Raw genomic sequence first — 23383 nt, forward strand, 5'->3', positions numbered from 1 at the left:
GTCTTAACTCCTTTACTACATAACTCCTTAACTCCTTGGTTTAACTACTCATTATTACTTAACTCCAGCTCAATCAGCGTCTGGTTGTCCTGTACCGCGTCGCCCTCTGCAACGAGAATGTTCTTTACCGTGCAGTCAGACGTTACCTTGTAGTTGCTCTGCATCTTCATTGCCTCAAGCACAATGGCAATGTCGCCGGCGTTAAGCTTGTCGCCAACGCTTACCGGTATGCTTACAACTTTACCCGGCATGGGCGCTACAATCTTGTCAGACTGGCGTTCGTCGTTGTTCTTGCGCATGCGCAGATACTTAGCCTGTGTGTCAACTACGTCAACGTGGTATGAGCGGTAAAACATGTTCACGTCATAATTCTTGCCTCCCTCGCCGCGTATCAGTTCGGCGTTGTAAGAGTTGCCGTTGTGCAGAATGGAGCAACTTCCGTTCTCCGCCATCACAATGTCGACCTCGATGGGCTTGCCGTCGATGGTCAGTTCCACTTTGTTTCCGTCCTTATTGACCAGCGTTACGTCAGCAACGCGGTCGCCGATGTGCATCTCCATATAATTTAATGTTTGAGAGTTGTTTGTTTGGCGTTAAGGAGTTATGTAGTAAAGGAGTTAAGACAAATGCCTTGTTGAATGAAAATAAGACAAATTGGCCTAATAAGCCGAATAAATAGTTTTAAGCTGCAAGTCATTTGTCTTAACTCCTTTACTACATAACTCCTTAACTCCTGTATACAACTTGTCCGATTTTTTATATCCTCAACACTCCCTTTTGCAGTCCGAACTCACGCCAGCGGCTTATCGGGCGGGCGTCGGCCACGCGCACGGGGCTGTTCTCCTCAAGGTTGAACAGATAGTCGACGTAGGCCGCGATGAGCGCCATGTTCTCTATTTCCTCGTTGTCTCCGTTGGTGCGTTGCAGCGAACGGGAGTATTTCTCGAGGAAAGACGTGTCGTATTCGCCCTTTACGAAGGCCGGCGCATACATTATTCGGCGCAGGTAGCTCAGGTTAGTCTTCAGTCCGGTAATCTTGAATTCGTAGAGCACTCGGCGCATACGCTCTATCGCGAACTGGCGTGTGGTGGCCCATACGATGAGCTTTCCTATCATAGGGTCATAATAAAGAGGTATCTCATAACCCTCGTACACGTAGCTGTCGATACGAACGCCGATGCCGTTAGGCTCTGTCAGCTGGCGAATCACGCCGGGGCAGGGGATAAATCCGTTCTCGGTGTCTTCGGCGCAGATACGGCATTCAATAGCATGTCCGCGCTGGAAGAGGTCTTCCTGACGGAAACGCAGCTTCTCGCCATTGGCCACACGCAACTGCTCCTTTACCAAGTCTACGCCCAAAACCTCTTCGGTGATAGGGTGCTCAACCTGCAAACGGGTGTTCATTTCAAGGAAATAGAAGTTGCGGTATTTGTCAACGAGAAACTCGATGGTGCCCGCTCCACGATAGTTTACGGCCTTGGCGGCAGCCACGGCCTTGGCTCCCATCTCGCGGCGGAGTTCCGGCGTGAGGAATGGTGACGGACTTTCCTCTACTATTTTCTGGTTTCTGCGCTGTACGGAACATTCGCGGTCATACAAGTGTACCACGTTACCGTACTCGTCGCCAAGTATCTGAAACTCGATGTGGTGCGGCTCCTCGACAAATTTCTCGAGGTAAACGGTATCGTCGCCGAACGACGACATCGACTCCGAACGTGCCGCGTCATAGGCTTCTTTCACCTCTTCGGCGCTGTGGATGAGGCGCATTCCCTTGCCACCGCCGCCCATCGAGGCCTTAAGCATTACGGGATAGCCTATCTCGTTGCATATCCTGAGGGCCTCGTCGGCGTTTTTCAGCGGTTCGGTAGTACCCGGAACGACGGGCACTCCGGCTCCTATCATGCGCTTGCGGGCCGATATCTTGTCGCCCATTGCCTCCATAGTCTCGGCTCTCGGGCCAATGAATACCAGTCCGGCGGCCTCGCAGCGGCGCACGAACTCGGCGTTTTCCGACAGGAATCCGTATCCCGGATGCACCGCGTCGGCCTTGCACTGTAGCGCCACATTGATGATTTTGTCGATGTTAAGATAACTCTCGCGTGACTCGGCAGGGCCTATGCAATAGGCCTCGTCGGCGTACATGACGTGTCTTGAGGCACGGTCGGCCTCGGAAAATACGGCCACTGTACGCAATCCCATTTCGCGGCACGAGCGCATTACCCGCACGGCGATTTCGCCACGATTGGCGATTAATACCTTTTTTATCATTTTCTTTCTTTTTCGTATGCGTTCCCCTATCCCACGAGCAGGAACGAACTTCGATGAACGGCAGGTCTTCTGACTCGCCCTCTTCCTGAAACCTTCCCGGCCGGAAACGAAGAATGGCCAGTGGCTTGTACTTCAGAAAGCTAACGGAGCATCACAGCAGCGGGACTGTTCGGGGTTCTCACCCGATTCCCTTTTAATTCGGAACGCAAAAAACGGCTCCTGAAACCAATTCGGTGCAAAGGTAATATTTTTTTCATACACGGCATAACATTTTGTGAAAAAGTTTAAAAACGTGTCCGCTCCGTTGTCCGCCGGAGTGTGTCAGGCCGTGTATTTAAGTAGTGTTCAGCCTTGTTTTAGGGCCTGGAAGCGTAGTTGCCGCTTCGATTTATAGTCAAAATGGAAGAGGTGTTTGCGGGTCTTTACCCAGTTGAAGTGTATCACGAACCTCAGCCACTTGCCTGCGGGCAGGCGTCTTGACGCGTACAATGCCTCGTCCATGTACACAAAATATAGGTCGGCCATGGAGTCGAAGGCCGAGAAATCCTTGGGCTCTGCCTTGTAGAGCCATTCTTCGGCGATGAAGCGGTCGGTGGCTATGCGCTTTTCGGGAAACGCCGGCAGCTTGCGTACGTATTCGGAGCGGGTCCACCAGAAGTTGCCCGCATATAGGTAATACTTCTTCGGGTATGGCGGCAGACGGTAGCAGCCATACGTGTCGTAACCTTCATTCAGTACGTTTACGGCCACATTCCATTTATAGAAAAGGAAGTATTCCATCATGTGGCGCCATGCGTCGATGTTGCGGCGCAGCCGTAAGAAGTGGCTGTCTGTCTTCTCGCCGGCGTAATACGATATGCCTTTAGTGTGGAAGTAATAGAACAGGCAGTCTTCCGTGGCGCTTTTGGCGCGGATGAACTCAAGTGCGGGATACTCGAATTTCATGGCGTCTGTCGTTACGGAAATCAGCTCGGTCTTGTCATCCATGCCTATGATGCGGCGCAGTTCGTCAGCTTCGCCGTCGTCGTTCACTATGCAACTGACATAAAGTCGTGTGGTGGCGCCGTAGAGTCCGCTTGCTTTCAGGCGGCTTATCTGGTCGTTTACAAGTTCGCGCCAGCCCTTGTCGCAGAATACATGGTAAACTCCGTATATCGGCCTGCCGGTTTCCGGGGCATGCTCCCACGGCGTGAGGTCATACCTTTGTATGGCTTTCATCACGGTGTCACAGGCTTTTGTTGCTATTCTTCGTATTATTGAAGGCATGGTCTTGTGTTTTTGCTGCTTCTCTTTTTACCTTGTTTTAATATGAATATAGGGCCTCGTAGGCTTGCTGCATACGTCGGATGCCGAAGTTCATGCGTGCGAAGGCCTGTGCCTTTGCGCCCAGCCGGCGCCTGTCGTTATGCGCGGTGACATAGTTGAGCAGGCTCACGTACTGGTCAGTGTCGTTGTTTCTTACGCACAGGGGCCAGTCGTCGGGCAGGGTGTCGCGCAGTCCGGGGCAGCTGTTGGCTATCACTGGCAGTGCCGCGAGGCTTGCCTCGATGGACATTATGCTGAGGCCCTCAAACTCTGACGGCATGAACAGGTAGTCGAACGACGCCAGGTATGCCGCCAGGTCGTACTGTGGCGGGTAAATCGTGACGCATTCCAGCGGCCCGAGCTCGCGCTCAACGTCGGCGCGAAGGCTGCCGTCGCCGATTACGTGGAAGTGCAGCCGCCCGTCGGCCTTTACCCTCTTGACGGTCTCGATGAGCTTGGCCACGCCCTTCTGGGGCTCCAGCCTTCCGGCAAAGAGTATGTTTGTCTTGCCCCTTACTATGCCGTTGAACGGGCGTTGCGCCGTCTCGGCCACTCCGTTGTATATGATAGGGGCCGTGCGGCCGTACTCCTTACGGTAGCAGTCAAGTACGGAACGCGATATGGCTACGTTGGCATTGAGCCTCATGAACAGCCGTTCGACTCGGCGCCCAGTGCGCTTCAAGCCGGTCCACAGCTGCGTGTTGTGTATTGTGCGGATGATTTTGCAGCCCTTGAGCAGGTTAGGAAACAGCGTGAAGAACCACCATACGGCCAGGTCGGGCATTTCGGTGTGCGTATGAACTACCGCCGGGCGGTGCTTCAGGAACAGCGGAAGGAACCGCAGGGGGAACGTCATGGCTGCCAGCCGCTCGACGACGTAGTGGAAATGCACCTCCGGCAGCACGGCGCGGTGGTACCTTATGCCGGCCTCCTCGAGCTCCTTGACGAACACGCGCGTGTACGCCGAGTGCGCCCTTACCAGCTCGACGACGTGATACTCGTAGCCTTCCGTGCGCGACCGTGCTATGTTCACCGCCACGCGCTCCGCTCCGCCTACGTCGAAATGCGATATTATGTGGAATACTTTTTTCATCCTTTATTGTCCGCAAAGTTAGCAATAATATCGCTAACGGACAACCCCTGCGCGCCCATTATAGCATGTTTTAACAACGGCGGACGGCCTGCTGTAAGCGTCCCTGTTGCCGCCGGCTGTGCGAAAGGCCGTATTTTGGCATGCGAAAGACGGCTTTTTACACGACAAAAGGCGGCCTTTCGGAACGTGAAAGGCCGCCTTTCGTAAAACAAGTGTGATTAAAGTCATTTACAGCCAGCCGCAGGGCTTATTGCTTATTGTCTCCTTTCTCGTTACCGATGAACATTTTTCTTGCCGCAAGGTACAGCGCCTCGGCCAGCCGGTAGGGGCAGCGGCCACGCAGCATGGCGGCCACCAGGCGGAAAAGGGGGCCGTGTGGGGTGTATCCGAGCAGGCTGTCGGCCTCTTCAAGGCTGAAGCCGATGCGGCGGACGTTGCGTATGGCGTTGGCCATTCCGAGTTGCAGTGGAGTGAGATAACGACCCTCGGTGTCGTTCTTGGTGTAGAAGTCGAGCACCACACGGCACGAACGCAGGTATGAGCGGACGTGGCGTGTCGACGTGGTATGGGTGTATGAGGCGGCGTTTTCGTCGCTGTAGAAGTATACCGGGTCGTTGATGAACGAGCGTGAGGCATAGAACAGCACGCGCGACATTACCGAATAATCCTCGGCATAGTCGATTCCCGGCGTCAGCCTTATGCCGTTGCCTGTGAATAGGCGGCGCCGGTAAAGGCGCCCCCACATGCGGTTCGACACGATGTTCTGGCAGAGCATGAGGCCGAGGTAGCGCCTTGTGTCATGTCCCTGGTAAGGAAGTATTGCCGGCGAGACGCCGTCCTGGGTTACACGTTGCCACGCTCCGTCCACCATGTCGGCGCCCGAGTGCTCCATTTCGGCGCAAAGCAGCTCGACGGCGCGCGGCGGCAGGTAGTCGTCGCTGTCGACAAATGTCACGCATTCGCCCGTACTCTCGTCTATCAGCCGTTGCCTTACGGCGCCTATCCCGCTATTGGCGGCGTTGCGTAATATCCTTACTTGGCCTTTGCGCCGGGGGTAACGCCCGACAACGGAGCGCAGCACGTCAATAGAACGGTCGGGCGTGCAGTCGTCGACGAACAGGTATTCAATGTCATTGTGCGTCTGGTTGAACAGTGACTCGGCGCAGCGCGCTATGTATCTTTCGACGTTATATACTGGTACGAGTATCGAGACTTTCATCGTTTTCCGCTTTTTGGTATTGTTGGTGTGGCCGGCCGGCGCGCCGGTCAGCCTTGTGTCGTTGTCTTGCGGGGCAGGTACGGCGGTTACACGAGGTAACCGATAAACAGCGTCATGTTATATCCCATCAGCCATGCGGTCAGCAACACAAGTGCCGCGCGCAGCCATGGCTCGGCCTTGCTGTCCCTTGCGCCCTTGAGCAGGAAGCCGATTGCGAATGGAATAACGAACAGCCAGTGGGCTCCCATGATGTACACTTCGTTAATGCCGAAGCCCAGTCCGAGGTGCAGTGCCATGTCGAACGCGAAGCCGCACAGCGCCATCCACAGGAAGCGTGAGCGCCGTCCGTACCATATCCCGACAGCGAACAGCAGCACGAGCAGTCCCTCTACAACGTAGTTGGCGGCCCATCGGTAGCGCACTATCACGGGGCGGCTGCGCAGTGTGTCCTGAAGCAGGTAGTCGGGGTGCAGCTGTATTGACTCGCCGAATAGGTTTTCAACGGCCGTCTCGGCGCGCGACGTTGTGCCGTCGGTCCAGTTCATGAACTCGCCTTTGCCCATGGGCTTGCCCGTATGCTTGTTCCATGCCCTTTTGCTGTCGTTCCTCTGCTTCTCCTCAGCCCGGCGTTGCAGCCCTGCGTTGAACGCCTTGCGTATCTCCTCGCTGCCTTTTATTGACGTAGTATCCTTGAATGCCTCGTACATCTTGCGTGTGTTCTCGGCGCGTTTCTTGGCTGCCGCCTCGTTGCGTGCAAGTTCCTTGGGCAGCACGAAGGTGCGGTATTCCCAGCGGGCGAAGCCCCAGATTAATGCGGCTGGCAACAAAACGGCAAACAGGAAATACTTGAGTCTGAAGAACTTGCGCCCGTTAGTGAAGAGCGAATATATGTAAGTCTTTATTCCGTTGCTAAGAGTTACGCCGGCGGTGACAAAAAACAGCAGCACCGTCTGCCATATCTTGAACTGCCGGCCGGACTGTATCTTCATGCCGGCAATGTAGATAGTGAATACCAGAAGGAACATCGAGACGCAGAAATGGTCGGGAACCACCGTGGCTACCATGACGTACGCGAAGGTGAAAAGCATTTGCGCGAGCACGGCCGAGTCGAACCGGCGCAGCCGTATGACGTCCCTGAACGTGCGGTAGGTGAATATATAGGCGTAAAAGGCGCACAACAGGAGCGGTACGGCCACGATAAACTGCACCAGGTTGAGGCCGGTCAGGTCGGTAAGCCACTTGTCCAGCTGTGACAACGGCCATACCATGAACGACAACAGCGGGTGGCGGTAGACGTTGTAGTTGGCCTCCCAGTATGTCACCATGGAGTAGGTGATGGGGTCAAAGCCTGATATTGTGAAATTGTTGATAAACACGTTCCAGTGCCCTCGGTTGGTCTGGGTGAACAAGTCGTAGTTGCGGGCTATCACGAGGGCGTGAAGGCAGATGGTAGTGAGCAGCATTAAGGCTGATGCCAACCATTCGTCGCGCTTGACTTTGAACATGCGCAGGTATTTCATAGGATGTGCTTTTTTGTGGAAGTTAAGGTGGTTAATGAGGTTTTACCTGAACGGTTTGTAGTAGCCTTCATTGGCGAAGTCGAGCAGTTCGGTGTCGCCGCGGCTGTCGCCGTAGGCCGTCAGCCAGTATTGCGTACGCTCGGGATAGAGCTGGAGCAGGCGTGTCACCTTCTCCTTGCCGTAGCAGTTCTTGGTGAGAAACCGTCCCGTGAGCGCTCCGTCGCGTTCCTCTATCATGGTCCCGACTACGAAAACCTCGGGCATTCCCGCAAAAAACGGTTCTACCCAGTTGTTTATGCTTGCGCTTATGATTATCGCCTTACCGCCCTCTGCCAGTACTTCGCGCAGTTTTTTTATGCCCTTTGGGCGCAGCAGGTGCGGCCTTTCCTTGGCGAATCGTGCGCATGTAGCGTTGAAGTCGGCCGTCGGCATGCCCTTGAAACAGTATGAAAAGACCTTCTGCTTGGCTTTCCAGTTCGGGTATAGCCCCATCTTCATCAATACAAGTAGTGGTGAGAAGCGCAGGAAGCACAGCGCGAACTCCTTTGTTCCCTTCGCGAAACGTATGAATTCGAGCAGCGAGTCGCGATATGTCAGCGTGCCGTCGAAGTCGAAGGCGTAGATTTTTCCTAACGGATATTTTGTCGTGTCGGTCATATTGTTCTTCTTTTTTATCTTTTGCCGTTTCATCTTACGGTTCCAACCTGCCGCCCTATTTTATGTAGATGAGCGCGAGGAAGGTAAGCGCCCAGGCTATTACGACAAGTTGGGTGAACCTGTCTTGTAGCATCGTTTTGGTAGGGTCGCCGCTCTTCTTGTCGACTACTGTTATCTGCATGTACCTCAACAGCCCGAGCAGTACGAACACAGAGGTAAGGTAGAGCATGTCGGAGCCTAACCGCTGGGTTACTTCCGGCGACACCGTGTACATGATGTAGCACACCAAAGTGACCGAGGCCGTTACGGTGATGGCCTGGTTGATGAACGTGAGGTTGTAGCGGATGGTGTTCTTGCGGGGCGGCTCTCCCGTCTCGTTCATGCGTATCACGTCGTCGCGGCGCTTGGCCAGCGACAGGAAAAGCGTGAGCAGGAATGTCATCAGGACGAGCCATTTACTCGGTATTATGTCGGTGGCAAAGCTGCCGGCAAGCACCCTTAGCACGAAGCCGAAGGCAATGATGCATACGTCTACGATGGCGTATTGCTTCAGCTTTGTGCAGTAGCAGATGTTCATCACGTAATAGAACAGCAATATGCCGCCTACCTTTAGCATGTGGTCGGGGCTGTCAAGCAAGGCCGTAACGCCTACCGACAGCGCGAGCATGATAGCCATAAGCGCCCATGCCTTGCCTATGGATATGGCTCCTGAGGCCAGCGGCCGCTTGCACTTTACTGGGTGGCGGCGGTCGGCCTCGACGTCGTTGATGTCGTTAAAGCAGTACACCGACGAGGCAATGAAGCTGAACGCGAAGAACGTAAGCAACGAGGCGCGTATGTCTCCGGGGTCAAGCAGGCTGCCCCCGAAGAACATCGGGATGAACACGAACACGTTTTTCAGCCATTGGTTAGGGCGTATGAGCCGTAAGATATTGTTCATTTTCTTGGTCTTTATATGCAAATCGCTAATTCGTTGGTAGTCAGCCACTTTCCGATATGCCGCCTTTTAGCCTTCAAAAGGTGGCCTTTTGCGGCATGAAAGACGGTCTTTTGCAGGCCGATATGCCGTCTTTCGCAAAGCGGCGGGCCGGCGTGTGCCGTCAGCCTATCCTGGCTTTGGCTTCGACAAGAGCCACTATCTTGTGCAGAATCCATGCCAGCACGAGCGACACGGCTATCATTGTCAGGGCCGTAAGGCAGTAGCCGAGCTTGTAGGGAGTGATGTACTTCAGGACAAACTGTATGTGTATGAGGTATATCTCGAGACTGATTGTGCCAACGAAGGCCAGCGCCCGTTTGACAGCCTGCGGCGTGTGGCGCAGCATTTGTGACATTAGCAGGACGCCCGACACGGTCAGCGGAATGTATACCATGCGCTCGAGAAACAGCGGGAAACGTCCCCGCCACGACTCCTCGAACTCTACGCACATCGCCAGGCTCATCACGAAAGCCAGCGCCATGAGCCATATCGACGTGCCTTCAACGGTGCGCTTCTCCTTGACAAGCGTGCCGCAGTTTATTCCCAGGAGGAATATCGGGATACGGCTGAAGAATATTTCGAGATGTCCTACGGCGCCGTGTACGGGCGGGTAGTACTGTACCATGACGGCGAGCACCATTGCCAGTGCCGGCAACCAACGGTACGAGGGGTGGCGCTGTATAAGGTTCATGTAGGCGGGAGCGAAGGTATAGAGCAGCATTATTGACGGAACGAACCAGAACGTAAGGTCGTCGATACGCCAGAAGCTCCAGCCAACGAGGATGTTCGCTATCAGGTTGGGTATGTCAGGGCTGTATCCCCCGTCCGGACAGTTGATGTAATTGGGGATGTAGAACAGGCACGCCATGACCAGCCAGGCAGGGTACACGCGGGCATAGCGGCGCTTGAAGAAGTGCTTTAGCGACGGATTCTTGGTCCAAGAGTACCATAGCCCGATGCCGCTGAGGAACAGGAATATGTCAACTCCCACGTTGCCGCAGCGCACGAGGCCGTACATGGGATTGCTTTTGGGTAGCCATACGTGGAAAAGCATGACGAAAATCATTGCCAATCCCATCAGTTCGCCGCGGTAGCGGCTTATGTCTGCCAGTTCGATAGGTCGTTTCATGTGCGTAGTCTTGGTTTCGGTATATAGCGGAATGCCAGCTTGAAAATCCATGCCAGCAGGATGGATGCGGCAATGTAAACAATCAGTCCTGTGTAGACTTGCCCCCTGTGTGACATCCCTATGATTATTTCGCGCGTTATCGGATGCACGACGAACAGGGCGGAGGATATTGCTCCGAACCATACACATGGCCCGAGCGCTTTCTCCGGAATCAACTTTATCGTAGCAACGGCGCCCGTCACGATGAACAGCGGTACCCACAGCCAGGCCTGGAAGGCAAAGCTGCCCGCAAAGACGGCTATTGCCGACACTATGGCTATCGCCATGTAAGCCCACGTATTGAGGCAACGGCCATGACGGGCGTATAGCACTCCGGCGCCGAAGGGCAGCATTCCGCCTATGAAGTTGTAGCGTATGCGGTTAAGGATAGCCCCGCCCGGGTCGTTGGCCGGCGTGAAAACAGCCTGCGCCAGCCAGCATACTGCGATGAGTATGAGCACGTTAGCCGTGGGGCGGCGGTATATTATGAGGCGGTAAACGATATATAGCTGGAGCATGAGCCCGAAGAACCAGTAGGGGCCGGGCTTGATAATGTGGTCAGGATTGGGCAGGATATTGATGTACATCAGCAGCTGCGCCACTACACGTCCTACGTCGTAGCCGTGGTATCCGTGCGGATGCAGGTAGCTTACTACGGCAAATGCTATGTAGCCAAGGAACATCAGTCGCAACAGCTTGGCGTAATGGTAGCCGATGAATGGCGCGGCGGGAACTCTTTGGGGCGTCTTCTGCTCGTATTTGCATACGAGGCCGAAGCCGCTGATGAACAGGAATACCGGCACGCCGTAATGCCCGAAGAACGACAATATGTGTACGAAGAGATACTGGTCGGGCGCCATCAGCCTGTCGAGCAGCTGCATCGGCTTGCCCGGATTGAAGGTATATTCGTTTTCCTTGACCGCGAAACGTAGGAAGTGGCAGTAGTTGTGAAGCATTATGCCGAGTATGGCTATGCCACGCAGGGCCTTTGATTCGGCAATGGAAAGAAGTTGTTTGTTCATTTGTTATTATTTTTTAGGAGTTAAGGAGTTATGGAGTTAAGGAGTTAAGACAAATGTCTTGTTGTTCATTTTGGCTGCGTGTGCATTCTGTCAGCGGAACATTTGTCTTAACTCCTTAACTCCATAACTTCATTACTCCTTGTCATTCAAAATCCAGTTTGTCATAATCCGTAGTACCTTTCAGTATTCTCGGACGTGCCTCGTTATACTCCGGGCTCAGTATGTTTAGGTCGTCGCGGTAGTCGGGAGAGCTTATTCCGGCGAGATATAGCAGCAGATGGGGCAGCGCGTCGGTCATGTAGCGCCGGTCGCGGGCCTTTATTATGTCGGCGTAAAGGTCGGGATGGTTGACCATGTAGTCGTGCGAGCACCATATCCAGAAGGGAATGTCAAACTCTTCGCGCGCCAGGCGGGCGGTTATTTCGGTAGAGTGCATTCGTCCGTAGAAGTGCACTCCCGGCCCGTAACATTCCTCGCCGTGGTCAGGCACGTAGATTACAATGGCCTCGTCGTCCTCAAAGCGTTTTATTATCTGGTCTACGATAGAGTCGTTGTAGAGTACGGCGTTGTCATAGTCGGCGAGAATTCTCAGTTCGCGCTGTTTCAGGTCAGGGCGCTCGTAGTCGTCGGGATTGAAGTAGCGGCGGCCTTTCGGGAAGCGTGTACGGTAGTCGACATGCTGTCCCTTGAGGTGGAATATGATAAGGTTGTTCTCCTTGTTTTCCTTCTTTAGGCGGTCGTATTGGTCGAGCATGCTCTCGTCGAAGTGGAAAAGGCTCTTGTTGCGTGTGTCGAACATAGCCTTGCTCAGTTGCGGGTTGTTGAGGAAGAAGCCTCCGCTGAAGTCGTAAACGGCTTCTTTTGCTTGCGGAAGGAACTGGTTGGTGAGGAATGTCACGTGGTATCCGGCCTTGCGGAACAGTTCAGGAAACAGCGGGTAGTCGCACCATTCGCCCTTGTCGCCCACGGTGTAGAGCGAGAAGAGGTACTTGAATACGAAACTCGTGAGGTTCCATGGCGACACAACGTCGGTAAAAGGCACCAGTCTGCCTTTCTCGGCGCGGGCCTCCTGTCTCGGCGTTGTAGGCTTGTCGTAGCCGTACAGGCTTGAATGGTGGCGGTTGTAGCTTTCGCCGATAATGAGCACGATGTTGCTGCTGCGGAAAGAACAGCTGTCCACGCGGGCCTTGTCGATGTTGTCGACGAGCTTGTTGACCTGCTTTGCCGCCAGCTCGTTGGCGTAAATGCTGAACGTAAGGCGGTAGACGGGATGGTACATCACGGTGCAGTCCTTGCGTGTTAGTTCGTGTTCCACCTCGCCGATGTTGTCGTATGACATAAGCCGTGCGAACGCTGCCTTGTTGGCATAGCCCACGACGGCGCACCATACGAACGCCACGGTGAGCGCTACGCCGAGCCATGGCTTGGCGTAACAGTACGCACGGGAGCCGGCCACCCTGCTTATTGACGACCGGATTTGCATCGCCGCGATGTCCAGGCGGCCTGTCGGCTGGCCGTTCTGCCGCCCCTTCATCTTTTCTATGCGCCTGTTTGTCTGGCTGTATATCACCGTCCATGCCACGTGGGCGGCCAGTACGAGCAGCACACGGCCGAGACGGCTGAAGATGATGTCGGCCGATAGGTATGATTTCAGGAACTCTGAGGCTTCGTCGCCGTTGGTCTCGCCTACGAGCAGGAGCATTGTGGGCGTTATGGTTGTGTCGAATTTAACGAAGCAGTACACGTCAACGATGGCCACGAGGTATGCCGCGAAGTACATTGCGCGTTTCAGCCATACGCTGATTTTCCGCGGAAAGAGCCATAACAGCATGCACAGCAGGCATACGTCAACGAACAGCTCTTGCGGCGCCAGCCTGTAGGCATGGTAGCCGCGCTTGTCGGGCACTACGGCATAGACGGTAACAAGTCCAAGTATATACATGAATACGAGGAATGCCCCGTTGTCTTTCAGCGGCTTGAGCACGCCGGTGAACATTTGCCTTATAATGTTCAAAAATTTCATCTCCGGTATTTTGGGTGCAAAGATAGTGCAAGCCGAGCGAAATGCAAAATAAAAGCGATGGAAACGAGCTTTTATTTTCACTTCCGAGGCGCCGCCTATGTTATGTAAAGATAGTGCAAGCCGAACGAAATGCAAAATAAAAGCGTTGGAAACGAGCTTTTATTTTCATTTCCGAGGCGCCTGCGGATGAACCCTGAAAGGCCATGTTTCATGCGCTAAAAGGCCACCTTTCGCATTGCAAAAGGTGGCCTTTCGGACGGTAAAACGTGGCATATTGGAAATCGTCTGACAGTCAGCGACTTACGTGAAGGCAATGACCTGCCGGACTTTATGTGCTGTTTCTGCCGGCTATGTTACTTCTTTATGGATACAGAACCTGAGCCGGCAATGCTCCTGTCGCACTGTCTTACGTTGCCTTTTATGTCGATGTCGCCCGAACCGGCTATCGCGCATTTTGCCCGGTTGATGTCGGCGCCTGTAATCTTGATGTCGCCCGAGCCCGCAATGGATGTATTCAGCCCGTCCGTCTTGATACCGTTAATGCCTACGTTGCCCGAGCCGGCTATGCTTACATCTGTTGTCTTGGTGGTGGTGTGGCCTGTCGTGGCGTTGCCCGAGCCGGCTATGTTTATGCTTAGATGGTTGGCCTTGACTCCGTCAAGAACTAAGCTGCCCGAGCCGGCCACCTCCATGTCGAGCCTGTCGGAGCTGACGCCGCCCTTCGTCTTGAAGTCGCCTGAGCCGTACATGCCGACTTTCGCCAGTTCGGGCGATGTTATGTAGACGTCAACATTGTAGCTTTTGCTTTTGAACAGGCCTTTGCCGTCGGCTTCGGCTATGGTGAGTGTTGAGCCGTCAGACTTTACGATGGTGTGTCTTATGCTGGCCGTGTCGCCCACGATTCTCACTGTAGAGGTGCTGTCCTGCGTGTAATATACGTCAAAGCTGCCGTGGGCTTCTATGCCGTTGAAGCCTTTTGAGGCGGCCTCGTTGGCTGCCTTTATGGCTGCGTCGGCGCTGGCTGCCGGCGGAATTCCGCCTATTTTGTTGTTGAATTTTACTATGCATGACGACAGCAGCATGGCCGCCGCAGCGAATATCAGTACGTTCTTTTTCATATATGGATGTCTTTTAAAGTGTTTGAAGATGTATTGTCGTGCCGTTGGCTGTCAGAAGTCGAGCGGCCGTCCGCGGTAGAAGTCGAGCAGGCTCGTGTCGTACATGTACTCGTATTTTGCCCTTGCAAGGTCGCTCTCGGCTTTCAGCCAGTTGTTCTTTGACTCGTTGAACTCGGTTATATTTGCCTTGCCGTACTCGTACTTTGCCGACATCAGGTCGAAAGCGGCCTTGTTGCTCGCCGTGGCTTCGGTGCTGCTGGCATATTGCGCGCGTGCGGCCACGGCGTTGTAGTAGGCCTGCTGTATCTCCTTGTACAGCGTTTTCTTCACGTCGTCGAGCCTGAGCTGCTGCGACTCACGGTCAAGCCGTGCCGAACGGATACTGTTGCGCGTCTCGAATCGGTTGAATATAGGTATGTTCAGGCTCAATCCGATGTACTGGCTGAAGTTGTTGCGCATTTGCCGGCCGAAGCTTTCGGTGTCAAAACCGTTCGTCTTGTAATAGTTTGAGCCGAGTCCGGCCGATAGCGACAGTGTCGGCCACAGCGCGCTTTGGGCTATCTTGATGCTCATCTCGGTGCTTTTTAGGCGTAGCGTTTCCGCCTTTACCTCCGGCTTGAAGGCTATTGCCTCCTGGAATATCTCGTCGGGCAGCGGCAGTGCGGCAGCCTCGTCTACGGTAAGTGTGGCAATGTCGGGACGCACGATGGTGAAACCTTCGGGTGAAGGCAGCTCGAGCAGCTGTGCCAGGGTCAGCAATGATATTCGGTAGTCGTTGTCGGCCTGCGTCAGTGTAAGGCGGCTTTGGGCCAGGGTCGCTTCCTGTTGGGCTACCTCTACGCCGCTGGCCTTGCCTGTGCAGTACATTTCGCGCAGGCGTTCCACCTGCATTGAGTCGATGTCAATCTGTCTTTGGGCCACGTCGCGCAGCTCAATGTTGTACAGTATCTGCACGTATGCCTGGGCCACCTGCACGCTTATGTCGTCGCGCGCCTTGCCGAGGTCGGCCGTAGCGGCTTCGAGGTTCAGCTTGTTAAGCTCTATTGTGCGCGGTATGCGGAAGCCGGTGAAGAGTGGAACGGTTGTGCCAAGCGAGAGGGATGTGCTGCTGGTGTTCCTGTTGGAATATGTGTTCTCTGACGTAAGGCCACGCCCGAACGACCAGTTCTGCGACGCCGAGGCGTTCAGGTCGGGCAGGCGGCTGTTCTTTGCCGTGCTCAGTTGCACCTCGTTCTGCCGCCGCGTCACGTCCTGTTGCTTTACGGTGATGTTGTTCTCCAGCGCGTAGTCGATGCACTGTCGCAGGGTCCATCCCCCGGATTGTTGTGCCGAGGCAGCCAGGCTGGCCAGGATGAACGATAATGTGAATATGATTCGGTACATTGTTTTGCGGTTTGTTTGTAAGTGGTTGATAATCAATACGTTCCCGGTATGTTGTCTCTAGGGCTGCAAAAGGTGGCCTTTTGCGTTGCGATTGACGGCCTTTCACTTTCCAAAAGGCCGCCTCTTGCATTGCATTTTGCCGTCTTTCACATTCTCATTATTTGTATGAAGGGACGGGATGTGGGCTTATTCCTTAACTTTCTGCGGTCCTCTCACCTTGTCTTTCTTCGTCAGTCCGCTCTTGATCTCGATGTTCACGCCGTCGCTGAGGCCTGTCGTCACCTTGCGGCGTTCGTACGTTTTCTCCTCTCCCGAGCCTTTCACGATGTACACGTAAGTGTCGTTGCCGCTGAATTCGATTGCGCTTTCCGGCACGGTCAGCACGTTCTTGGCGCTGGCCAGCACTATTTCGGCGTTGGCGCTGTAGCCGGAGCGTATGTTGTTACCCGCCGGAACGGTCACTGCGGCCTTAATCTCGAACTGGTTGGCGCCGTTGTTGTCGGTCGCTTTCGGCGAGATATACTCAAGCGAAGCGTCGAACTTGAGGTTCTGCAGGGCGCCGATCGTTATCTTCATGTCCATTCCCGTGACCAGCTGTCCTACCTCCGTCTCGTCGATATTGCCCTTGAATATCAGGTCGCTCATGTCCGCTACGGTGGCTATCGTCGTACCGTCGTTGAACGTGTTGCTGAGAATCACGGAGTTGCCGACCTTCACCGGGATGTCAAGTATCAGGCCGCTTATTGTTGAGCGGATGAGCGTACTGCTGGCGCTTGCGTTGCTTCTGGACACTCCGTCGCGTACAACCTCGAGGGCATCTATCGCCGCGTTCTTTTCCTCGCGGGCCTGGTCGAGTGCCTGGCGCACGTTGTCATACTCCTCTGCGCTTACCAGTTGTTTGTCATACAGCTGCTTCTCGCGCCCGTGGTTTACCTCGGCCTGCTTAAGGTTGATGTCCGCAAGGCGCACTCGGGCTTCCGCCGAGCTTAGCTGGCTCATGTCCGGAATGACCTTTACCTTGGCTATGACCTCGCCCTCCTGCACCGTTTCGCCGGCTTCTTTGTAGATATCCGTTATGATACCGCTGATTTGCGGCTTTACCTCCACTTCGTCACGGGGCTCGATAGAGCCGGTGATTACGGTGGTCTTGTTGATGTCCGCAACCTTGGGAGTAAACTCGTCATAGGTCACGGGTTGCGGTTTCGACTTCTGGTATAGGAAAACGAACGTTCCAATGAACACCAGGGCGATTAATGCCGCGACAACGATTTTCAAGTACTTTTTCATATTTTGTTAGTTGACAAGTTACGAGCAGACAAGCAGACAAGGAAAATTCCTTACATTGTTTGCGTTCATCCACCCAATTATGAATTATGAATTGTGAATTATGAATTAGCTATTCGTCCCTCATAGCGTCAACGGGTTTTATGCTCATGGCACGCACTGCCGGGGCGAGTCCTGCCAAAACGCCGAGCACGGCAAGCAGTATCGTGGCTCCAACGGCCGTCCAGAACTGTACCTGGAAGTGCGCCGCGACTATCCCGTCGGTAGTGTTCCCGAGTTCAAGCATTTCGAGTATCATCACGGCGAACAGTATTCCGCTCATGCCGGCGACCGCGGTTAGTATCACGCTCTCGGTTATTATCTGGCCGAGGATGTTCTTCGGCGTGGCGCCTATGGCCCTGCGGATACCAATCTCGATTGTTCTCTCGCGCACGGTTACCATCATTATGTTGCTCACTCCTATCGCCCCGGCCAGCAGTGTGCCTATTCCGACGAGCAGGATGAGGAAGTTTACGCCGGAGAAAAGGTTGTCGAGCATGCCGAACATCACCTCTGTGTTGAACACGGTGACGGCTTTCTCGTCGGTAGGGTCTATCTGGTGGGCCTTCGCTATGACGCTGCGCATCTTCTGGGTTATGCTGCTCATGGTGATGCCCGGCTTCGCCGTGACGCACATAAGATGTACGTTGTCACCGAGGGCATAGGCTTTCTGCATCATGGTAAACGGCACCACGACCGACGTCTCGGAGCGTCCGTTAATGCTCATGTTGCCCGCGCTGTAGTCAACTCCTACTACGTCGTAATATATATTGTCAACGCAGATACGCTGTCCGCACGGGTCTCCGCCGCCTGGAAACAGCTCCTTGTACACGCGTTTGCCTATAACGCACACCTTGCGGTTGTTCTGTATGTCCATATCGTTGATGAAACGACCGTAAAACAGCAACGGAGCTTCAACGTTCCGGTAGTCGGGCATAACGCCTTTCATCGTACATTCGGTCTTCTTGTCGCCGTGAGTGGCGTTTCCTCCCCAGTGAGACAGCATTGGCGAGACGGTCTCCAGCTCGGGCACTTGCCGTTTCAGGCGCTCCACGTCGTTGTACACCATGTTCCATTGGCGTTCCTTACGGAATCCGGCATACGGCTTCGTGGTTGGCTGGGCGAAGATGATCGCCGAGTTGGTGGCGAACCCTTCGAAGTTGCTTTGCAGCAATTCCTTCAGTCCCTGGCCGCCTCCGAGCAGGGCAACGAGCATGAACACGCCCCAGAACACGCCGAAACCGGTGAGGAAGCTCCGCGTCTTGTTTCTTGTCAGGGTGTCTATTATTTCCCGAAATCTGTCAATGTCGAATCTCATTGGTTATTGTTTTTTATAGGACTAATGGGCCGAATGAGCCTGATTGGCCTGATAGGCCATGACTCATTGGGCTAATTTGCCTTATCAGGCATATTTGGCTTATCCTTATTCTCACTCCGCCATCAGCGCCTCGATTGGCCTTATGCGCGCTGCCTTGCGGGCGGGTATGAGGCCGGCGAGCGTTCCTGCCACAATCATTACTACAGTAGCGGCCACGCAGACGTCTATTCCGACGGTGGGATTGTAGAACATCGTGGCCTCGAACAGGCCGCTGTCAACCTTCATCCGGCCTATCGTGGAGTCCATGTATTCGTTGGCTGCCACGCCTAACACCATGCCTATGTAGCCGAAAAACGTCGTGATGACCACGCTCTCGACGATTATCAGGCGCAGTATGGAGCGTGGCTTTGCGCCTATGGCCTTGCGTATGCCGAACTCACGGGTGCGTTCCTTGACGGTGATTAGCATGATATTGCTCACGCCCACTATGCCGCTGAGCAACGTGAAGAGGCCAACCACCCACAGCGCGGTGCGTATTATGTTCATTCCGGTGTTCATCTGGAGGTTCTGCGTAAAGCGGTTCCATATCCACACTGAGCGTTCGTCATCGGGAGCGGCACGGTGGTTGCCGTTAATGCGCGCCCGGTATTGCGCCTCGAAGGCGTCGTTGGCCTCCTGGGTGTCAAGTCCCTTGAACGAGAACAGTATCGTCTCAACCTTGTCACCTTTATTATATATGGCGCGGAAGGTGGTGAACGCCGTGTAGGCAGATGAGTTCATGCCGCTGCGGTCGGCCTTGTACACGCCCACTACACGGAAAGCCAGGCTGTCAACGTCGACATACTGACCTACGATACGCTCCGTTCCCTGCGGCAACAGCTCCTTGGCGTCGTCCTCATTCAGCACTATCACCTTGCGCTTCTGCTCTATGTCGATGTCGTTAATGAAGCGGCCGTACAGCATTTCCTTCTTGTTTATCTCTATTTCGTTGGGATATACACCGCTCAGCGAGCTGCTCACGTAGTTGTCTCCGTGGCTGAATGTCAGGTCGTTCTGGTCGAACGAAGCGCCCGTCTCCTGCACGTTGGCGGGAAAACTGTTTCCCGTCACGGCCATGTCCTTGTCGTTCAGCTCTATGCGCCGTCCCTCCTTCAGTCCGTCGTAGGGCTTCGACGTATAGCTGCCGCCAACCATCATCGAGTTGTCAAGGAATCTGTCGCTCTGCAACATCATGGCGTTGATGAGGCCGTTGCCCGCTCCCAGCAGGAAGATGAGCATGAAAATGCCCCACGCCACGGCAAAACCTGTCAGTGCGGTGCGCAGCTTATTGCGGCGGACAGTGCTCCATATTTCAACGAAAATATCTCTCATGTCTTATTGCTTTGTAACCAGTTGAAAATCAAAGTGTTATCTCTTTCGTTGCAAAAGGCCGTCTTTTAGCCTGCGAAAGGTGGCCTTTTAGCGTGTAAAAGGCGGCCAATCGCCTTGTGAAAGGCGGCATTTGGTTGAGAGGACTGGGATTGCTGGGAGGACCGGGAGTTGTAGGGGAAGATGTGGATGAACGTGGATTTTTCACTTTTCATTCTTTACTTTTCCCTTTATTTCATCACTCCTCCGCTGCCGAACGGCGATGCGTGGTGGTCAAAGTTAACCTCTATGTCGCCTATCAGTCCGTCCTTGATGTGTACAATCTTGTTGGTCTCGTTGGCGACGCCGCTCTCGTGGGTGACCACTACTATGGTCATGCCCTGCTCCTCGTTGAGTTGCTTGAGCAGCTTCATCACCTCCACGCTGGTCTTCGAGTCGAGCGCGCCGGTCGGTTCGTCGGCAAGTATTATTTGAGGATGGGTTATCAGCGCCCGCGCTATTGCCACACGCTGCTTCTGTCCGCCCGACATCTCGTTGGGATAGTGCCCCGCCCAGTCCTTCAGTCCCAAGCGCTCGAGGTACTCCATGGCCTTGCGGTGGCGCTCGCGGCGGCGCACTCCCTGGTAAAACAGGGGCAGCTCCACGTTCTCTACGGCCGTCTTGAACGATATGAGGTTGAACGACTGGAAGATGAATCCTATCATCCTGTTGCGGTATTCGGCAGCCTTAGTCTCCGAAAGGTCCTTAATGAGCGTGCCCGCCAAGGTGTATTCGCCCGAGTCGTAGTTGTCGAGAATGCCCAATATGTTTAATAACGTGGACTTGCCCGAGCCTGACGCGCCCATGATTGACACGAACTCGCCCTTCTCTATGTCGAGGTTTATGCCCTTGAGCACGTGCAGCGGCTGTCCGTTGTCGTACGTCTTGTTGATGTCTTGTAGGTGAATCATTGGGTTATTTTATTTTTAGGAGTTAAGGAGTCATGGAGTAAAGGAGTTAAGACATTAGCCTTTATTCCGTTTAACCGGCCTTTCTCTTATATTGTTCTTTTTTCATTGTGTTAGACGTAACATGTAGTTGAAAAGTTGCAAAGCCCTATGTTAAGGATAGAAATTTTGTAAGCCATGAAAAGAATACAGACTCTTGCTCTTTACATTCCTTGGCCATTACATTATAGTAAAAGTCATCAAGCATGACATTTGTCTTAACTCCTTTACTACATTACTCCTTAACTCCTTGCGAATTCCACTCCTTCTCCACTTCCTCTATCCCTATCCCGAGCAGCTGCATCTGGCGGAACATCTCGGGAAGGCGCTGCTCCATGAACTCGCGGCGGCGCTCTTCAAGAATCTTGTCCTTTGCTCCGGCGGTGACGAAGTAGCCCAGTCCGCGCTTGTTGTATATTATACCTTGCTGTGCCAGCAGGTCATACGACTTCACGGTAGTGTTGGTGTTAACCTCAAGCAGCACGGCATACTCGCGCACGGAGGGTATTCTCTCGTCGTCGCCGAACTTGCCCGTGAGTATCTCGTCGCACAATCTGTCGGCTATCTGCACGTAAATCGCTTTCTCTGTCGTAAAGTTCATAAGTTAATCCATTTATTGTTTATAACCTGCATACGCTTGAAAATCCTGTAAGAGAACCACCAGTTTAGCACCGCTATGCCGAAGAGCACGGCGCCGATGGTGTAGAATGTTGGTGCCAGGCCTTCGTCCATGACTGTCGCTTCGATGTTGCCGTTCCCGTAGGCCACGACCACCGTCATCGCAATGAACAGCGCCGCATGTACAGTTGAGGTTATGGCGAACTGGTAACGGCGCAGCGCCGTGCCGCCAAGAATATACAGCGACTGTGCCCAAAAGCACCATCCGGCGGCGACAAAGTTCACCGCCGTGGGATATGTGCTGCCTGCGCTTGTAAGGTTGCCGGTGATATCTGCGTTGGTGAAAACCATCTGAAGGAAGTACGGCAGGCTGAAAGTAACGTAGTCAACACCCGTAATGAGGCACGCCACGATGCGCACGATGTCGGCAATACAGAATGATACGATGCCCATCACGGCGACTCCGAGCGTTACGCCGAGAAACCTAACGAGGAACTTCTCGAGGTCGCTCGCGGGCTGTAGCTTCACCGTCGTGCATGCGGCTTTCGTCTTCATGTCGGCGAAAATCCACGTTCCGCTGATGATAAAGATAAGCAGGTAAACCAATGTACAAAAGGATATGCTATGCACCATGCGCTCTTCGCCTCCGGCGTCCATGCCCTTCAGGTAGGGATATATCCACCCGATGTAAGTGCAGAGGAAGCCGAATGACATTCCTGCGGCGTAGGACAACGCGCCCTTAAAGTTCATCCTCCATGTCCACTGGGCCACTTTTGCAAAGCGTTTTATATCGAAGTTGCTCATTGTTCAGTTGTTTTTATTCTTGAATTTATAGAAGTTAAGGGAGGTTATCGCTCCCTGCGATCGCTAAGAAGTTAAAGCCATTACCTTATATCATTAGTTCCTGTCCTCATTCCCTCCCTCGGGAGGGGTAGGGAGGGGCTGTTCCTTTGGTTAGGGAGGGATTGCTCCTTATGTCTCTTGTATCTTGTTGACAATCAGTGTGTTACGTTTGGTACTGTAAAAGGTGGCCTTTTGGCTTGCAAAACACGGTCTTTTGCGTTGTAAAATGCGGCCTTTTGGAAGGCGAAAGACGGCTTTTTACCAACCCGGCGGTTTCCACTGACATTTTTAATTCACGCAAACGGCTTTTTCACCTTTTCACTTTTTCACCCTTTCACCTTTCAAAGGTTCAGCCATTTGTTGTTGATTACCTGCATGCGGCGGAATATTTTGTACGACAGCCACCAGTTAAACAGGAAGAGAAGGGTGAACACCGAGCCCGCCGTCCACATCACAATGCAGAACATTTGCTCGGCGGTCTCATTGTCAAGGCTGTCGACAAAGTCCACGATTATCGGCGTGAAGGCCAGTCCGATGATACAGTGCGCAAGCGTGGTGAGCACGAACTGGCGGCGACGGAACAGCGCTCCGCCCAGTATGTAGAGCGAATGTACCCAGAAAGCCCAGGCATTAGCGGCAAAGGTAAGCGGCAATACGTAGGTCATGTCGGTCTCACCGAATATGCTGATGTTATGGTCGTTGCCGCCGAAAAGCATGTTAAGAAAGTCCGGTATGGCGCTTTTCACTATGTCAATGCCCGCTATCAGGCTGATGAGCATGCGGAAAAGGTCAGCCAGACAGAATGCGATGAAGCCCATAAGCCACCACACCACCGTGGCGTAAAGCGCACGGACAACGAACTTCTCGAGGTCTGTGGCCGGCAGCATCTTGAACGTTATGCGCTGCTCTTTGGTCTTCATGTTGTTGAAAATCCAGCATCCGCCGATGGAACAGATTATCAAAAATACAAAAAGCGCAAACGATGTGAAGCTATTAAAATTATCAGCAACAACCATGTCAGACTCATTACGGCTCGACATTACCTGCACCACGGCAAGCACGACGAACGCGAACGTCATTGAGGCGGTATTTGTAAGTATCTCTTTCTTTGTCATCAGCGCATTCCATTTCAGCACACTGCCAAAGCGGTTTATATCAAAATTTTTCATTGT

20 protein-coding genes and 1 riboswitch are annotated in these 23383 nt (G+C 53.7%); all 20 genes read right to left on the minus strand.

Going from position 1 to position 23383, the window contains the following annotated elements; all coding sequences use genetic code 11:
* Positions 1-44: 44 nt before the first annotated feature.
* Positions 45-560: an acyl-CoA carboxylase biotin carboxyl carrier protein subunit gene (locus tag H6A34_RS07340; protein WP_205104524.1), complete on the minus strand. Its 516-nt coding sequence runs from the start codon at positions 558-560 to the stop codon at positions 45-47.
* A 196-nt stretch (positions 561-756) separates the two neighbouring features.
* Positions 757-2268 (minus strand): acetyl-CoA carboxylase biotin carboxylase subunit, encoded by a 1512-nt coding sequence (gene accC, locus H6A34_RS07345; RefSeq protein ID WP_205104526.1) that lies wholly within the window; start codon positions 2266-2268, stop codon positions 757-759.
* A 42-nt stretch (positions 2269-2310) separates the two neighbouring features.
* Positions 2311-2514: riboswitch (cobalamin riboswitch) on the minus strand.
* A gap of 99 nt (positions 2515-2613) precedes the next feature.
* Positions 2614-3534, minus strand: a complete 921-nt coding sequence (locus H6A34_RS07350; RefSeq protein ID WP_239480799.1) for a hypothetical protein — start codon at positions 3532-3534, stop codon at positions 2614-2616.
* Positions 3535-3571: 37 nt separating this feature from the next.
* Positions 3572-4666, minus strand: a complete 1095-nt coding sequence (locus tag H6A34_RS07355; protein ID WP_205104527.1) for a glycosyltransferase — start codon at positions 4664-4666, stop codon at positions 3572-3574.
* Between the two features lie 247 nt (positions 4667-4913).
* Positions 4914-5885 carry a glycosyltransferase family 2 protein gene (locus tag H6A34_RS07360; protein ID WP_205104529.1) on the minus strand — a complete coding sequence of 324 codons (972 nt, stop codon included), beginning with the start codon at positions 5883-5885 and terminating at the stop codon, positions 4914-4916.
* 86 nt (positions 5886-5971) lie between these two features.
* Positions 5972-7405 carry a DUF6080 domain-containing protein gene (locus H6A34_RS07365; protein ID WP_205104531.1) on the minus strand — a complete coding sequence of 478 codons (1434 nt, stop codon included), beginning with the start codon at positions 7403-7405 and terminating at the stop codon, positions 5972-5974.
* Positions 7406-7447: 42 nt separating this feature from the next.
* Positions 7448-8062, minus strand: a complete 615-nt coding sequence (locus H6A34_RS07370) for an HAD family hydrolase (RefSeq protein WP_205104533.1) — start codon at positions 8060-8062, stop codon at positions 7448-7450.
* Between the two features lie 55 nt (positions 8063-8117).
* The gene (locus H6A34_RS07375) at positions 8118-9002 is read right to left on the minus strand and encodes a decaprenyl-phosphate phosphoribosyltransferase (protein WP_205104534.1); all 885 of its coding nucleotides are present in this window, start codon (positions 9000-9002) and stop codon (positions 8118-8120) included.
* A gap of 160 nt (positions 9003-9162) precedes the next feature.
* Positions 9163-10170, minus strand: coding sequence for an acyltransferase family protein (locus H6A34_RS07380; RefSeq protein ID WP_205104536.1), 1008 nt, complete (start codon positions 10168-10170; stop codon positions 9163-9165).
* The gene (locus tag H6A34_RS07385) at positions 10167-11231 is read right to left on the minus strand and encodes an acyltransferase family protein (protein ID WP_205104538.1); all 1065 of its coding nucleotides are present in this window, start codon (positions 11229-11231) and stop codon (positions 10167-10169) included. The genes H6A34_RS07380 and H6A34_RS07385 overlap by 4 nt, the downstream gene beginning before the upstream one ends.
* Positions 11232-11373: 142 nt before the next feature.
* On the minus strand, positions 11374-13254 hold the full coding sequence (locus tag H6A34_RS07390) for a phosphoethanolamine transferase (RefSeq protein ID WP_205104540.1): 1881 nt from the start codon (positions 13252-13254) through the stop codon (positions 11374-11376).
* A gap of 353 nt (positions 13255-13607) precedes the next feature.
* The gene (locus tag H6A34_RS07395; RefSeq protein WP_205104542.1) at positions 13608-14372 is read right to left on the minus strand and encodes a GIN domain-containing protein; all 765 of its coding nucleotides are present in this window, start codon (positions 14370-14372) and stop codon (positions 13608-13610) included.
* Positions 14373-14423: 51 nt separating this feature from the next.
* The gene (locus tag H6A34_RS07400; protein WP_205104544.1) at positions 14424-15755 is read right to left on the minus strand and encodes a TolC family protein; all 1332 of its coding nucleotides are present in this window, start codon (positions 15753-15755) and stop codon (positions 14424-14426) included.
* Positions 15756-15941: 186 nt separating this feature from the next.
* Positions 15942-17042, minus strand: coding sequence for an efflux RND transporter periplasmic adaptor subunit (locus tag H6A34_RS07405; protein WP_205104546.1), 1101 nt, complete (start codon positions 17040-17042; stop codon positions 15942-15944).
* A gap of 109 nt (positions 17043-17151) precedes the next feature.
* On the minus strand, positions 17152-18396 hold the full coding sequence (locus H6A34_RS07410; protein ID WP_021949397.1) for an ABC transporter permease: 1245 nt from the start codon (positions 18394-18396) through the stop codon (positions 17152-17154).
* A 111-nt stretch (positions 18397-18507) separates the two neighbouring features.
* Positions 18508-19767 (minus strand): ABC transporter permease, encoded by a 1260-nt coding sequence (locus H6A34_RS07415; protein ID WP_021949398.1) that lies wholly within the window; start codon positions 19765-19767, stop codon positions 18508-18510.
* A gap of 227 nt (positions 19768-19994) precedes the next feature.
* Positions 19995-20714 (minus strand): ABC transporter ATP-binding protein, encoded by a 720-nt coding sequence (locus tag H6A34_RS07420; RefSeq protein WP_021949399.1) that lies wholly within the window; start codon positions 20712-20714, stop codon positions 19995-19997.
* Positions 20715-20985: 271 nt separating this feature from the next.
* On the minus strand, positions 20986-21351 hold the full coding sequence (locus H6A34_RS07425) for a GntR family transcriptional regulator (RefSeq protein WP_205104548.1): 366 nt from the start codon (positions 21349-21351) through the stop codon (positions 20986-20988).
* Positions 21348-22172 carry a hypothetical protein gene (locus tag H6A34_RS07430; protein ID WP_205104550.1) on the minus strand — a complete coding sequence of 275 codons (825 nt, stop codon included), beginning with the start codon at positions 22170-22172 and terminating at the stop codon, positions 21348-21350. Before H6A34_RS07430 ends, H6A34_RS07425 begins: the two co-directional genes overlap by 4 nt.
* A 380-nt stretch (positions 22173-22552) precedes the next feature.
* A complete protein-coding gene (locus H6A34_RS07435; protein WP_205104552.1) occupies positions 22553-23380 on the minus strand; it encodes a hypothetical protein in 828 nt (275 codons plus the stop codon).
* Positions 23381-23383 lie beyond the last annotated feature (3 nt).

Source organism: Marseilla massiliensis (genome assembly GCF_016899855.1).
Lineage (GTDB): Bacteria > Bacteroidota > Bacteroidia > Bacteroidales > Bacteroidaceae > Prevotella.